Consider the following 14,160-nt stretch of genomic DNA (forward strand, 5'->3'; position numbering starts at 1 on the left):
TTCTTTGGTTAGGCTGTCCTTAGTGCCGGTCCGCTCGGACCCTGCGCCGCCTCCCGCACAGCCTCTCGAAAGGGACCCATGCCCCGCGCCACCACGCCCCTCGCCCTGCTCGCCGCCACCGCGCTGACGATCGGCCTCGCCGGCTGCAGCGGCTCGGCCGCCGGGGACGACGCCGCCGCCGACAGCGGCTTCACGCCGATCACGATCGAGCACGCCCTCGGCACCACCACCATCGAGTCGGCGCCCGAGCGCGTGGCGACCGTCAACTGGGCCAACCACGAGGTCCCGCTCGCGCTGGGCGTCGTCCCCGTGGGCATGGCCGCCGCCAACTTCGGCGACGACGACGGCGACGGGCTCCTCCCCTGGGTGAGCGAGAAGCTCGCCGAGCTCGGCGCCGAGACCCCCGTCCTCTTCGACGAGACCGACGGCATCGACTTCGAGGCCGTCTCGGACACCGACCCCGACGTCATCCTCGCCGCCTACTCCGGCCTCACGCAGGAGGACTACGACACCCTGAGCGGGATCGCCCCCGTCGTCGCCTACCCCGAGACCGCCTGGGGCACCTCCTGGCGCGACATGATCACGCTGAACAGCGAGGCGATGGGCAGGGCCGACGAGGGCGCCGCCCTGATCACCGAGCTCGAGGGCGAGATCGAGGAGAAGGTCGCCGCGCACCCGCAGCTGGCCGGCACGTCGGCGATGTTCCTCACCCACGTCGACCCGACCGACCTCAGCCAGGTCAGCTTCTACACGTCGCACGACACCCGCCCCGCGTTCTTCGAGGACCTCGGCATGGCCACTCCCGGCAGCATCGCCACCGCCTCCGCCGCGACCGACACGTTCTCGCTCACGCAGAGCGCCGAGCAGGCCGACGCCTTCAGCGACGTCGACGTGATCGTCACCTACGGCGACGACGAGCTCGTGAGCACCCTCAAGGCAGACCCGCTGCTCTCGCAGATCCCCGCGGTCGCCGACGACGCCATCGTGCGCCTGCCCTCCACTCCGCTCGGCACCGCCGCCAACCCGACGCCGCTCTCGATCTCGTGGGTCCTCGACGACTACCTGGACCTGCTCGACGAGGCCGCCGCCAAGGCCGCGCAGAGCACTCCGGCCGCCTGAGCCGGATCCCGATCCGCGTGACCCTCGCCGCTCCTCCCGCCGCCTCGGGCGTCGCCGCCGTGCGCCGCCCGAGGCGGCTGCGCGCCCTCTGGCTGCTCGCGGCCGTGGCCGTGCTGCTCGCCGCCGCCGTGGTCTCGGTGCTGGTGGGGTCGCGGGAGGTGGCGTGGAGCGACGTGGTCGCCGCGTTCGGCGGGTCCACGGACGGATTCGCGCAGGCCGCGGTCGCCAAGCGCATCCCGCGCACCGTGCTCGCCGCGATCGCGGGTGCGGCCCTCGGCGTCGCCGGCGTGCTGATGCAGGGGGTGACCCGCAATCCGCTGGCCGACCCCGGCATCCTCGGGGTGAACACCGGGGCCTCGCTCGCGGTCGTGACGGGCATCGTCTTCTTCGGGCTGAGCAGCTCCGCCGCCTACGTCTGGGTCGCGATCGGCGGGGCCGCGGTCGCCGCGGTCTTCGTCTACACGGTCGGCTCGCTGGGGCGCGGCGGTGCGACTCCGCTCACGCTCGCCCTGGCCGGGGCCGCCACCTCGGCCGCGCTGGTCTCGGTGATCAGTGCGATCGTCCTGCCGCGCGCCGACATCGCGGGCGGCATCCGCTCCTGGCAGATCGGCGGAGTCGGCGGCGCGACGTCCGCGAGCATCGCGCAGGTGCTCCCCTTCCTCCTGGCCGGCCTCGTCCTCTGCGTGCTCTCGGCCAAGAGCCTCAACACGCTCGCGCTGGGCGACGAGCTCGCCGCGGGCCTGGGGGAGCGGGTCGCCCTCGCGCGCGGCGGTGCCGCCCTGGGCGCGGTCGTGCTCTGCGGAGCGACGACCGCGGTCACGGGGCCCATCGGCTTCGTCGGCCTGGTCGTCCCGCACGCCTGCCGCCTCCTCGTCGGCGTGGACCACCGCTGGCTGCTGCCGTTCTCGGCGGTGACCGGCGCCGTGCTCCTGATCGCGGCGGACATCGTCGGCCGCGTCGTCGCGCGCCCGAGCGAGATCGACGTGGGCATCGTCACCGCGCTGGTCGGCGCCCCGGTGTTCATCGCGATCGTCCGCCGCCAGAAGGTGCGCGAGCTGTGACCGCGCTGCTCGAGGCGCCCTCCGCCACCGCCCGCGCCGTCGCGGCCGGCCGCCGCCGCCGCGGGGCCCGGCGCCGTATCGTCGTCGCCGTCCTCGTGGTCCTGATCGCGGCCGCCTTCGCCGTCTCCCTGCTGGTCGGCCAGACCGTCTACTCGCCCGACGAGGTGCTGCGCGTGATCCTCGGCGAGCAGGTGCCCGGCGCGGGCTTCACCGTCGGACGGCTCCGCCTCCCGCGCGCCGTGCTCGCGCTGCTGGTGGGCCTGTGCTTCGGTCTCGGCGGAGTGAGCTTCCAGACCATGCTCCGCAATCCGCTCGCCAGCCCCGACATCATCGGGATCAGCGCCGGGGCGAGCGCTGCCGCCGCCTTCGCGATCGTGACGCTCTCGCTCGGAGCCGCGCAGGTCTCGGCCCTCGCGATCGTCGCGGGACTCGTGGTCGCGCTGCTCGTCTACGCCCTGTCCTACCGCAGCGGAGTGGCCGGCACGCGGCTGATCCTGATCGGCATCGGGGTCGCCGCGATGCTCGACTCCCTCACCGCCTACGTGCTCTCGCAGGCCGCCGCGTGGGACCTGCAGGAGGCGTCCCGCTGGCTCACCGGGAGCCTCAACGGCGCGAGCTGGAGCGAGGTCGTGCCGGTCCTCGCCGCGGTCGTCGTCCTCACTCCCGTCCTGCTCTCCCGCTCGCGCGACCTCTCCGCCACCCAGCTCGGCGACGACACCGCCTCCGCGCTCGGCATCCGCGTGAACGCCACCCGCCTGGTCGTGATCGTCGCGGCGGTCGGGCTGATCGCCTTCGCGACCGCCGCCGCCGGCCCGATCGCCTTCGTGGCCTTCCTCTCCGGGCCGATCGCCGCCCGCCTGATCGGGCCCGGCGCCTCGCTCCTCATCCCCTCGGCCCTCGTCGGCGCGCTCCTCGTGCTCGTCGCCGACTTCGTCGGGCAGTTCGGGCTGGGCCTGCGCTACCCGGTCGGAGTGGTCACCGGCGTGCTCGGGGCGCCGTACCTCGTCTACCTCATCGTCCGCAGCAACCGAGCGGGAGGCTCACTGTGACCACCGCGCACACCCTGACGGCCGAGGGGGTCACCCTCGGCTACGGCGACCGGACGGTCGTCGACGGCCTCGACCTCGTCGTCCCGCCCGGCCGCATCACCGCGATCGTCGGAGCGAACGCCTGCGGCAAGTCGACGCTCCTGCGCTCGATGTCGCGCCTGCTCGCGCCCCGCTCCGGCGCCGTGCTGCTCGACGGGCGGGCCGTGCACCGGACGCCCGCGAAGCAGCTCGCCCGCACGCTCGGCCTCCTCCCGCAGTCGCCGATCGCCCCGGAGGGCATCACCGTCGCGGATCTCGTCGGCCGCGGCCGCCATCCGCACCAGGGGATGCTGAGCCGTTGGAGCGCGCACGACGACGAGGCCGTCGCGACCGCGCTCGACGCGACGGACACCGCCGCCCTGGCCGACCGCTCCGTCGACGAGCTCAGCGGCGGGCAGCGCCAGCGCGTCTGGATCGCGATGGCCCTCGCGCAGGAGACGGACGTGCTGCTGCTGGACGAGCCGACCACCTTCCTCGACGTCAGCCACCAGATCGAGGTTCTCGACCTGCTCGTCGACCTCAACCGCACCCGCGGGACGACGGTGGTGATGGTCCTGCACGACCTCAACCTGGCCGCCCGCTACGCCGACCACCTCGTGGCGATCGCGCACGGCGCGGTGCACGCCTCCGGCACCCCGGCCGCGGTGCTCACCGAGGAGACGGTGCTCGCCGTCTTCGGCCTCGACAGCCGCATCATCACCGACCCGACCTCGGGCACTCCGCTCATGCTCCCCCTCGGGCGGCACCGCCTCGCCCCCGAGCGGATCGACGCCCCCGGCGGCGCGCAGATGACGGACGTGTAAACGGTTCCACACGGCGGCCGGGGGGCGTATACGATACCTGCAGTCCGCGGCGGACGACCGTCATCGGCGGAACCGCCGAACGCCTGCCCCCGATCAGAGGTCCTCCCCGCCGTGACTGCATCCCCGACGCGCCTCGACGCCTCCGCCCTCCGCGATGTCCGCGCGCTCCTGTTCGACCTCGACGGCGTGCTCACGCCGACCGCCGACGTCCACATGCAGGCCTGGTCGCGGCTGTTCACCGAGTACCTCTCCTCGCGCGGCGTCGCCGAGGGCTACACGGTCGCCGACTACTTCCGCCACATCGACGGACGCCCGCGCTACGACGGCGTCCGGGCGCTCCTCGCCTCGCGCGGCATCACCCTCCCCGAGGGCACGCCCGAGGACGACCCGTCGCTCGAGACCGTCTGCGGGCTCGGCAACCGCAAGAACGACGCCTTCAACCGCACCCTCGCCGAGACGGGCGTCGCTCCCTACCCGGGCTCGCTCCGCTTCGTCGACGCCGCGATCGCCGCGGGCGTGCAGGTCGCCGTCGTCACCTCCTCCCGCAACGGCGTGCCGGTGCTCGAGGCGGCCGGCCTCCGCGACCGCTTCGAGGTCGTCGTGGACGGGCTCCTCGCCGCTGAGCGCTCGATCGCCGGCAAGCCCGCGCCCGACACCTACCTCTACGCGGCCGAGCTCCTCGGCCTCCCGGCCGCCGAGTGCGCCGTCCTCGAGGACGCCCACTCCGGAGTCGCGGCCGGCCGGGCGGGCGGCTTCGGCCTCGTCGTCGGGGTCGACCGCGGAGTCGGGGCCGACACCCTGCTCGAGCACGGCGCCGACCTGGTCGTGGACGACCTGGCCGAGCTGCTCCCCTTCCTCCCCACCGCTCCCGCCCCCGAGGACGCCGCATGAACCCCATCACCTCCGACCCGCTCGACCGGAACCGCTTCCCGATCGACGAGTGGGCCCTCGTCGAGACCGAGTTCGCCTCCGAGCTGCAGGGCCGCACCGAGACGCTCTTCGCCACCGGCAACGGCTACCTCGGCCTCCGCGGCAACGTGGAGGAGGGGCGCGACGGCTACGCCTACGGCACCTTCATCAACGGGTTCCACGAGACCTGGCCCATCCGTCATGCGGAGGAGGCGTTCGGCTTCGCCCGCGTCGGCCAGACCATCGTCAACGTGCCGGACGCCAAGATCATCCGCCTCTACGTCGACGACGAGCCCTTCGTGCTGAGCGAGGCGGACGTCCTCGCCTACTCGCGCCGCCTCGACTTCGCGAACGGCGTGCTCACCCGCGAGCTGGAGTGGCGCACCCCGTCCGGCAAGCGCGTCCTCATCCGCTCGCGCCGCCTGGTCTCGTTCACCGACCGGCACCTCGCGATCCTCGACTACGAGGTCGAGATGCTCGACCACGACGCGTCGGTGCTGATCTCGAGCCAGATCCTCAACCGCCAGGACGGCGTGGACGAGTACCACGCCCCCTCCGGCAGCGAGGGCGCGGGCTTCGACCCGCGCAAGGCGGAGTCGTTCGAGGACCGCGTGCTCCAGCCGCGCCTGAAGCGCGTCAGCGGCACCCGCTACCTCCTCGGCTACCGCACCACCAACTCGCAGATGACCGTCGCGTGCGGCGCCGAGCACCAGCTCGAGACCGAGAACGAGTGGGACCAGACCTCCCAGATCGACGACGACCTCGCCAAGCACGTCTACCGCGTGAAGGCCAAGGCCGGCCGGCCGGTCCGCCTGGTCAAGACGCTGACCTACCACACCTCCCGCGGCGTGCCCGTGCGCGAGCTCGCCGACCGCTGCGACCGCACGCTCGACCGCGCCCGCGAGACGCCGGTCGAGGAGCAGTTCGTCAAGCAGCGCGAGTGGCTCGACGACTTCTGGACCCGCTCCGACGTGCAGCTGGACGGCCAGCCCGCGATCCAGCAGGCGACCCGCTGGAACCTCTTCCAGCTCGCCCAGTCCACCGCCCGCACCGACGGCGGCGGAGTCGCGGCCAAGGGCGTCTCGGGTTCCGGCTACGGCGGCCACTACTTCTGGGACACCGAGGTCTACGTCCTCCCGTTCCTCAGCTACACGGCGCCCCTCGTCGCCCGGAACGCCCTGCGCTTCCGGCAGAACATGCTCGAGGCGGCCCGCGCGCGCGCCTCGGAGCTCAACCAGCGCGGCGCGCTGTTCCCCTGGCGCACCATCAACGGGCAGGAGTCGTCGGCCTACTACGCCGCCGGCACCGCGCAGTACCACATCGACGCCGACATCTCCTACGCGCTCATGCAGTACGTGGGAGCGACGGGCGACGACGACTTCCTCGCCCGCGGGGCGATCGACATCCTCGTCGAGACCGCTCGGATGTGGGCCGACCTGGGCTTCTGGCGCAGCAACGGCGACGACCACTTCCACATCCACGGAGTGACGGGGCCGGACGAGTACACGACGGTCGTCAACGACAACCTCTACACGAACGTCATGGCCCGGGCGAACCTCCGCTCCGCCGCCCGCGCCGTCGAGCTGCTGAAGGCCGTCGAGCCCGCCGCGTACGAGCGGATGGCCGACCGCCTCGCTCTCGACGAGGGCGAGGTGCTCGAGTGGGCGCGCGCCGCCGAGAAGATGCACATCCCCTTCGACGCTCGGGCGGGCATCCACCCGCAGGACGCGGCCTTCCTCGAGAAGGAGCTGTGGGACCTCGAGAACACCCCGGCGAGCAAGCGCCCGCTGCTGCTGCACTTCCACCCGCTGGTGATCTACCGCTTCCAGGTCCTCAAGCAGGCCGACGTCGTGCTCGCGCTGCTGCTGCAGGGCAACGAGTTCACCGCCGAGCAGAAGCGCGCCGACTTCGAGTACTACGACGCGCTGACCACCGGCGACTCGACCCTCTCGGCCGTCGTGCAGTCGATCATCGCCGCCGAGGTCGGCTACAGCGACCTGGCCCGCCACTACTTCCTGTCGGCGCTCTTCGTCGACCTGGCCGACCTGCACCGCAACACCGCCGACGGCATCCACGTCGCTTCGACCGGCGGCGTCTGGAGCGCCCTCGTCTACGGCTTCGGCGGGATGCGGGACCACGGCGGGCGGATCACGCTCGACCCGCGCCTGCCCGACGACTGGGACCGCCTCGCTTTCCGCATCACCCTCCACGGCACGCGCGTGCGGGTCGAGGTGACGCAGACCGAGGTCCTGCTGACCGTCGAGACCGGCGACTCCGCGACGATCACCGTCCGCGACGAGCGGGTGCACGTCGCGGCGGGCAGCCCGGTGCGCGTGACGCTGACCCACCAGGGCCGCCGCCTGCACGGCGCGCCGACCACGTCCGACATCGAGGGCACCCGCCGCTCCGACGGAACCGTGATCACCGCCTCGATCCCCACCCTCTCGATGACCCCCGAGCCCGAGGTCCTCACCGGCCCCTGAGTCCGACCCGCCGGCCCGTCCGCCGAGACACCGCCCCGCCCGGCAGAAGCGTCGGCACGGTTCCTCGCCGTCCCGTGCCGGTTTCTCCGTTCCCGGACTTCGCTGAGGGTGGGCACCGACGATGGAGGAGCGGCCCTCCCGGCGCGCACCTCACGACGAGAGAAGGGAACTCACCATGGCATCTCCCCTCAGCGGTCTCCTCGGAGACCACGCCGCCCCGACCGAGGAGCTCGTCTCCCTCTTCGGAGACGGGGCATCGACCACCCCCGCGGCCGTCGCGTCAGCGGTCGACTGGGGTCGTGGCGTCCTCGCCGAGCGCGGGATCGAGCCCCGGAAGCAGGTGGCCGCCATCCACGCCTTCCGTCAGGCGGAGCCCCGCCTGTCCCTCAAGCCCGCGACCTACCTGGCGAAGCTCGTCGCGGCCTGAGCCGGGCGGCCGCGCAGGCCGCTCGAGACGAACGGGACCCCCGGCCGCTGGAGCCGGGGGTCTCGTTCGTCGTGCCCCGGGCGGACCCGGGCCGGATGTGTCAGGCGGAGGCGAGCAGCGAGCGCAGCGCGGAGGTGAAGAAGGTCAGCCCGTCGACTCCGGAGCGCATCGCGGCGGCCGTGTCGGGACCGAAGCCCTCCTCGACGGCGTGCTCCGGGTGCGGCATGAGGCCGACCACGTTGCCGCGGCGGTTGCTGATGCCGGCGATGTCGTTCATCGAGCCGTTCGGGTTGTGGCCGAGGTAGCGCACGACGACGCGTCCCTCCGCCTCGAGCTCCAGCAGCGTCTCGGCCGAGGCGATGTAGCCGCCCTCCCCGTTCTTCAGCGGGATCGTGATCTCCTGGCCGGGCTCGAAGCCGTTCGTCCAGGCGGTCTCGGTGCTCGCGACGAGCAGGCGCTGGTCGCGGCAGACGAAGGAGCCGATGTCGTTCGCGATCAGGCCGCCGGGCAGCAGGTGCGCCTCCGTCAGCATCTGGAAGCCGTTGCAGATCCCGAGGACCGGGGTCCCCGCGTTCGCCGCGTCGACGACCTCGCGCATGATCGGCGAGTGCGAGGCGATGGCGCCGCAGCGCAGGTAGTCGCCGTAGGAGAACCCGCCGGGCAGGACGATCGCGTCGACCCCGTCGAGGTCGTGGTCGCCGTGCCAGAGCGCGACCGGCTCGGCACCCGCGAACCGGACGGCGCGCTGGGCGTCGCGGTCGTCGAGCGAGCCGGGGAAGGTGATGACGCCGATCCTCATCGGGCGGCCTCCGCCGGGTAGTGGATCCCGACGACGTCCTCGATCACCGAGTTCGAGAGCATCTCGTCGGCGATGCGCTGCACCGAGGCGCGCACCTCGTCGGTCACCTCGTCGACGGTGATCTCGAAGCGCTTGCCCACCCGGACGCCGTGGAGGGCGGAGTGGCCCAGCCGCGCGAGCGCGCCGGCGACGGCCTTCCCCTGCGGGTCGAGCAGCTCGGCCTTGGGCATGACTTCAACGACGATCGTGGGCACCGTGTTCTCCGGAGTGTCGGGGGAGTGCGGTCTTCCGCGTCACTCATCGTACCCGCGGGGTCCCCCGCGGTCGGCGGCGGCTCAGGAGGTCGTGACGCGGATCGCGTTCGCCCACGGATCCTCGAAGGCGAGGGTGCGGCCGTCGTCGCGCGCGGCGACTCCGGAGCGGGCCAGCCGCTCGCCGAGCGCGCCGAGGTCGTCGGCGTCGGGCACCACGATCTCGACCTGTCCGAGGCCGAGGGCCTGCTGCCGGCGTCCGGCGCCCGCCGAGTTCCAGGTGTTCATCGCCATGTGGTGGTGGTAGCCGCCCGCCGAGACGAAGAGCGCCTGAGCGCCGTACGCGATCGTCGTCTCGAAGCCGAGCCGGTCGACGTAGAACTCCTTCGCGGTGGCGACGTCGCCCACGCTCAGGTGCACGTGGCCGACGGAGGCGCCGCCGAGGCGCGGCTGGGCGATCGACTCCTCGGTGAGGTGCTCCTGCAGGAACGCGTTCGGGTCGAGGAAGAGCGTGCCCATCTCGATCCGCCCGTGCGTCCACGACCACTGGGTGCGGTCGCGGTCCCAGTAGAGCTCGACGCCGTTGTGCTCGGGGTCGTCGAAGTAGAAGGCCTTGCTGACGAGGTGGTCGGAGCTGCCGGTGAAGGAGCCGGGGTGCCGGGTCGCGACGCTGTACACGGCCGCGGCGAGCGCCGCCTCCGATTCGAAGAGGATCGCCGTGTGGAAGAGGCCGGCGCTGCGCGGCGAGGCGTGCACCAGCTCGGGCGCGTGCTGGAGGATCACGGCCGGCACTCCGCCGCGGCCGAGCACCGCGACCGGGCCGTCGTGCGAGAGCAGCTCGAGCGTCACGGCGTCGCGGTAGTAGGCGATCATCCCGTCGAGGTCGGCGACGCGGAGGGTCACCGCGCCCATCGCGGTGTCGGGAGCGAGCAGGTCGGGGGAGGAGGTGGTCACGGCGGAGACGCTACCCGCTTTTGGTTGACGCTACAACTATCAGGGAGGCGAGCGTTCATAGGAACCGCATAAGGCGTGTCCAGGCAGCGCGGGGAGGCCGGGCGTGGAATGGGAACCGGTCGCCGTCAGGGGCGGCCCCGGCACGAGGACGACATCATGAACGAGCGACACGAATCCGACGAGCGAGAGCTCACCGACCAGCCCGCCACCACGGAGGCGACGGGCGCCGACGAGGTGCGCGCGCTGCGCGCGGACGACCGGCGCCGTCGCCGTCGGGCGCTGATCGCCGGGGGCCTCGGCCTGGCCGTGCTGATCGGAGTGACGGCAGGCGGAGTCGCCACCGCCGGCCGCACCGAGGCGGCCTCCTCGGCCTCGGCCGGCGCCACCACGATCGTCTACCCCGGCGGCTCGCGGGGATCCTTCGGCGGCGGATACGTGATCGTCCCCTCCTGGGGTGGATCGACGCAGGGCGGATCGTCGCAGGGCGGCTCCTCCCCGTTCGGGTCGACGCAGGGCGGATCCTCCGCCTCCGAGCCCGCCACCGGCGCGACCGACGCCGTGGCCGCGAGCACCGCGCAGACCGCCGGCGTCGTCACGATCACCTCCGAGCTCACCTACCAGGGTGCCCGCTCGGCCGGTACCGGCATGATCCTCACCTCCGACGGCATGATCCTCACCAACAACCACGTCGTCGAGGGCGCCACCGCGATCTCGGTCACGGTGGAGTCCACCGGGCGCAGCTACACCGCCCGCGTCGTCGGCACCGACGCGACGAACGACGTCGCCGTCCTGCAGCTGGAGGACGCCTCCGGTCTCACTCCGGCCTCGCTCGACACCGACGGAGTCGCCCTGGGCGACACCGTGACGGCCGTCGGCAACGCGGGAGGAACGGGCGACCTGGTCGTCGCGTCCGGCTCGGTGACCGCTCTCGACCAGCAGATCACCACCCGCTCCGAGTCGGGGATCACCGCCGAGACGCTGACCGGCCTGATCCAGACGGACGCCGACATCGTCTCGGGCGACTCCGGCGGCCCGCTCGTCGACTCCGCCGGACGCGTCGTGGGGATGGACACCGCCGCCTCCAGCGGCACGACCGACATCACCGGCTTCGCGATCCCGATCTCGAAGGCCCTGGACATCGTCGCCACCATCGAGGCGGGCGCCGACACGGCGACCGTCGAGATCGGGTACCCGGCCTTCCTCGGCGTCTCCCTCTCCTCCGGCACCGCGTCGGCGACCTCGCGCGCGCTCGCGACCACCGCGTCCGGTGCCGTGATCGGCGGAGTCGTCGAGGGCGGGCCGGCCGCGCAGGCGGGCCTCGAGGCGGGGGACGTCGTCACCGCTGTCGACGGCGTCGGCATCGCCTCGGCCGACCAGCTGTCCGCCTCGCTCGCGCAGCGCGAGCCCGGGGAGTCGGTGACGATCTCGTGGACCGACACCGCGGGTGCCGCCCGCTCCGCCCAGGTCGTGCTGGTCGAGGGCCCGGTCGCCTGATCGGAGCCTCCGGAGCGTTCCCGGCCGTTCACCGGGACGGGCGCGCCACGCCGCCCGTTGTTTTGATCCGCTCAAGACAACTCGGGTAGTGTCCTCGGCATGACGACAGTGGACGAGCGGCTCCGAGCCTCCGGGCTCAAGGTCACCGCCACCCGGCGCGCGGTGCTCCTCGCTCTCGAGGAGCACCCGCACTCCGGGGTCGACGCGGTCCTGGCCCGAGTGCGCGCGGGCCTCCCCGAGGCCTCGGCGCAGGCCGTCTACGGAGTGCTCTCGGCGTTCACCGACGCCGGGATCGTCCGCCGCATCGAGCCGGAGGGCCACCCCCGCCGGTTCGAGCTGCGGGTGGGCGACAACCACCACCACGTGGTGTGCCGGCGCTGCGGAGCCGTGGCCGACGTCGACTGCGTCGTCGGGGAGGCGCCGTGCCTGCAACCGCAGACCGCGAGCGGCTTCGCCGTGGACACCGCCGACGTCACGTTCTGGGGCACCTGCCCCGACTGCCTGGCGCCGGCCCACTGACCGACATCCGCTACACCGGAGCGGCGGGCCCCGTGCCCCTCGCCGACAGGAGGAACATGACCGAGGAACGATTCACCACCACGAACTCCGGAGCACCGGTCGCGAGCGACGACCACTCGCTGAGCGTCGGAGCCGACGGACCCCTCGCGCTCCACGACCACTACCTCGTCGAGAAGCTGGCCCAGTTCAACCGCGAGCGCATCCCGGAGCGGGTCGTCCACGCCAAGGGCGGCGGAGCCTTCGGACGCTTCACCACCACCGCCGACGTCAGCGCCTACACGCGTGCCGCGCTCTTCCAGCCCGGAGTCGAGACCGAGATGCTCGCGCGCTTCTCCACGGTCGCCGGCGAGCAGGGCTCGCCCGACACCTGGCGCGACCCCCGCGGCTTCGCGCTGAAGTTCTACACGAGCGAGGGCAACTACGACCTCGTCGGCAACAACACCCCCGTCTTCTTCATCCGGGACGGCATCAAGTTCCCCGACTTCATCCGCTCGCAGAAGCGCCTGCCCGGCAGCCACTTGCGCGACCACGACATGCAGTGGGACTTCTGGACCCTCTCGCCCGAGTCGGCCCACCAGGTCACATGGCTCATGGGCGACCGCGGCCTCCCCTCCTCGTGGCGGCACATGGACGGCTTCGGCTCGCACACCTACCAGTGGATCAACGCGGCCGGCGAGCGCTTCTGGGTCAAGTACCACTTCACGACCGACCAGGGCGTCGAGATCCTCAGCCAGGAGCAGGCCGACCAGATCGCCGGAGAGGACGCGGACTTCCACATCCGCGACCTGTCCTCCGCGATCGACCGCGGCGACTTCCCCTCCTGGACGCTGTCCGTGCAGGTCATGCCGTACGAGGACGCGAAGAGCTACCGGTTCAACCCGTTCGACCTCACCAAGGTCTGGCCCCACGCGGACTACCCGCTGATCGAGGTCGGCACCATGACGCTCGACCGGAACCCCGAGAACTACTTCGCGCAGATCGAGCAGGCGGCGTTCGCCCCCTCGAACTTCGTGCCCGGGATCGCGGCCAGCCCCGACAAGATGCTCCTCGCGCGCATCTTCAGCTACGCCGACGCGCACCGCTACCGCGTGGGGACCAACCACGCGCAGCTGCCGGTGAACGCGCCGAAGTCGCCGGTGCACTCGTACTCGAAGGACGGGCCCATGCGGTTCGACTTCCAGAAGTCCGAGGTCCCCGTCTACGCGCCGAACACGATGGGCGGCGCCCACGCCGATCCCGCCCGGGCGGCGGAGTCGGCCGGCTGGGAGACCGACGGCGAGCTGACCCGCGCCGCGGCGACCCTGCACCCGGAGGACGACGACTTCGGTCAGGCGGGGACGCTCTACCGCGAGGTCCTCGACGACGATGCGCGTGCCCGCCTGGTCGCGAACATCGCCGGCCACGTGTCGAAGGTCACCCGTCCGGAGCTGCGCCAGCGCGTGCTCCAGTACTGGGCGAACGTCGACTCGTCGCTCTCGCAGCGCGTCGCCGAGGCGCTCGCGCCGTCGGCACCCGGTGCGGACGTCTCGCCCGAGGCGGTCGGCATCGGGGCGTAGTCCCGGCATCCCCCCGAGGAGCGCGCGGTACCGGAGCGATCCGGGTCGCGCGCTCCTCGTCGTCTCCGGGGGTGGTCCTTCCTCGGGGCAGCGCGGGGAGCGGAACCCTGCCGCACTCCGATGCAGCCGGGCCGGACCCGGTTCCCACCCGCGGAACGGGGCGCCGACGGGGAGGACCCCCGATCCCGACACGCCCGGGATACGCGATTTCGGCCCCTCGTTTGACAGCACCGCGATCGCTGCGTAACTTATTCCGAGTCGCCACAAAGGCCGCAGGGAAACGGAAAGAGCAGCAGCTCCTACGTCCCGGCCTCAATCGGGACCATCCACTCGGCAAGACAGCTCTTCGGAGCAGGTCTGCCGCACGGATGTAAAGCCTTCGCAGGATCCCTCGGATCCAGCAACTTCGCCGCCCGGCGCAGGATTCAGGTCCTGAACCGAGCAACGTCGGAGCGCCTACGAGCGTGACGGCATAGCGAAGAAGCCGGATTTGACACGGCCTGCGGATGTGCTAAGTTATACAAGTTGCCACGGCGACAGGGAGAAAGAAACTTCTCCTAGTCTACCGAGAAGACGCGTATGACGCAAGCAACAACATCTTCGATCACTTTCGTTGTGAAGCACCGTTCTGGTGTGGAGGCGGGATGTGTCCGATTCTTGAGAACTCAACAGCGTGCACTATGTTCAATGCCAATTT

The 14,160-nt window shown here is 72.1% G+C and carries 13 protein-coding genes; 10 read left to right on the forward strand and 3 right to left on the reverse strand.

Annotation, left to right across the window (positions count from 1 at the left end; all coding sequences use genetic code 11):
* Positions 1–78: 78 nt before the first annotated feature.
* The 7 genes from C5D08_RS14105 to C5D08_RS14135 all read left to right on the forward strand — a co-directional run bounded on the left by C5D08_RS14105 (position 79) and on the right by C5D08_RS14135 (position 7,890).
* Positions 79–1,119 carry an iron-siderophore ABC transporter substrate-binding protein gene (locus C5D08_RS14105; RefSeq protein WP_104277574.1) on the forward strand — a complete coding sequence of 347 codons (1,041 nt, stop codon included), beginning with the start codon at positions 79–81 and terminating at the stop codon, positions 1,117–1,119.
* 17 nt (positions 1,120–1,136) lie between these two features.
* Positions 1,137–2,180 carry an iron ABC transporter permease gene (locus tag C5D08_RS14110; RefSeq protein WP_104277575.1) on the forward strand — a complete coding sequence of 348 codons (1,044 nt, stop codon included), beginning with the start codon at positions 1,137–1,139 and terminating at the stop codon, positions 2,178–2,180.
* Entirely contained in the window at positions 2,177–3,229 is a 1,053-nt protein-coding gene (locus C5D08_RS14115; protein WP_258067414.1) for an iron chelate uptake ABC transporter family permease subunit, read from the forward strand. The genes C5D08_RS14110 and C5D08_RS14115 overlap by 4 nt, the downstream gene beginning before the upstream one ends.
* A complete protein-coding gene (locus C5D08_RS14120) occupies positions 3,226–4,071 on the forward strand; it encodes an ABC transporter ATP-binding protein (protein WP_104273138.1) in 846 nt (281 codons plus the stop codon). Before C5D08_RS14115 ends, C5D08_RS14120 begins: the two co-directional genes overlap by 4 nt.
* A gap of 111 nt (positions 4,072–4,182) precedes the next feature.
* The gene (locus tag C5D08_RS14125) at positions 4,183–4,962 is read left to right on the forward strand and encodes an HAD family phosphatase (RefSeq protein ID WP_104277576.1); all 780 of its coding nucleotides are present in this window, start codon (positions 4,183–4,185) and stop codon (positions 4,960–4,962) included.
* A complete protein-coding gene (locus C5D08_RS14130) occupies positions 4,959–7,463 on the forward strand; it encodes a glycoside hydrolase family 65 protein (protein WP_104277577.1) in 2,505 nt (834 codons plus the stop codon). The genes C5D08_RS14125 and C5D08_RS14130 overlap by 4 nt, the downstream gene beginning before the upstream one ends.
* A 175-nt stretch (positions 7,464–7,638) precedes the next feature.
* The gene (locus C5D08_RS14135) at positions 7,639–7,890 is read left to right on the forward strand and encodes a hypothetical protein (RefSeq protein ID WP_104277578.1); all 252 of its coding nucleotides are present in this window, start codon (positions 7,639–7,641) and stop codon (positions 7,888–7,890) included.
* Positions 7,891–7,990: 100 nt separating this feature from the next.
* Here C5D08_RS14135 and purQ read toward each other — a convergent pair whose 3' ends face one another.
* From purQ to C5D08_RS14150, 3 genes are all read right to left on the reverse strand, one after another.
* Positions 7,991–8,689 (reverse strand): phosphoribosylformylglycinamidine synthase subunit PurQ, encoded by a 699-nt coding sequence (gene purQ / locus C5D08_RS14140; RefSeq protein ID WP_104277579.1) that lies wholly within the window; start codon positions 8,687–8,689, stop codon positions 7,991–7,993.
* Complete coding sequence (purS, locus tag C5D08_RS14145) at positions 8,686–8,943, reverse strand: phosphoribosylformylglycinamidine synthase subunit PurS (RefSeq protein ID WP_104222736.1); 258 nt, start codon at positions 8,941–8,943, stop codon at positions 8,686–8,688. The genes purQ and purS overlap by 4 nt, the downstream gene beginning before the upstream one ends.
* Positions 8,944–9,024: 81 nt before the next feature.
* Positions 9,025–9,852 carry a VOC family protein gene (locus tag C5D08_RS14150; protein WP_104277585.1) on the reverse strand — a complete coding sequence of 276 codons (828 nt, stop codon included), beginning with the start codon at positions 9,850–9,852 and terminating at the stop codon, positions 9,025–9,027.
* Positions 9,853–10,050: 198 nt separating this feature from the next.
* Between C5D08_RS14150 and C5D08_RS14155 the strand changes: the two genes are divergently transcribed.
* The 3 genes from C5D08_RS14155 (at position 10,051) to C5D08_RS14165 (ending at position 13,463) form a co-directional block, all read left to right on the forward strand.
* A complete protein-coding gene (locus tag C5D08_RS14155) occupies positions 10,051–11,388 on the forward strand; it encodes a S1C family serine protease (RefSeq protein WP_104277580.1) in 1,338 nt (445 codons plus the stop codon).
* 99 nt (positions 11,389–11,487) lie between these two features.
* Positions 11,488–11,907 (forward strand): Fur family transcriptional regulator, encoded by a 420-nt coding sequence (locus tag C5D08_RS14160; protein WP_104277581.1) that lies wholly within the window; start codon positions 11,488–11,490, stop codon positions 11,905–11,907.
* A gap of 56 nt (positions 11,908–11,963) precedes the next feature.
* Positions 11,964–13,463, forward strand: a complete 1,500-nt coding sequence (locus C5D08_RS14165) for a catalase (RefSeq protein ID WP_104277582.1) — start codon at positions 11,964–11,966, stop codon at positions 13,461–13,463.
* Positions 13,464–14,160 lie beyond the last annotated feature (697 nt).

The sequence above is a fragment of the Rathayibacter sp. AY1B6 genome, assembly GCF_002932755.1.
In the GTDB taxonomy this organism is placed as follows: Bacteria; Actinomycetota; Actinomycetes; order Actinomycetales; family Microbacteriaceae; genus Rathayibacter.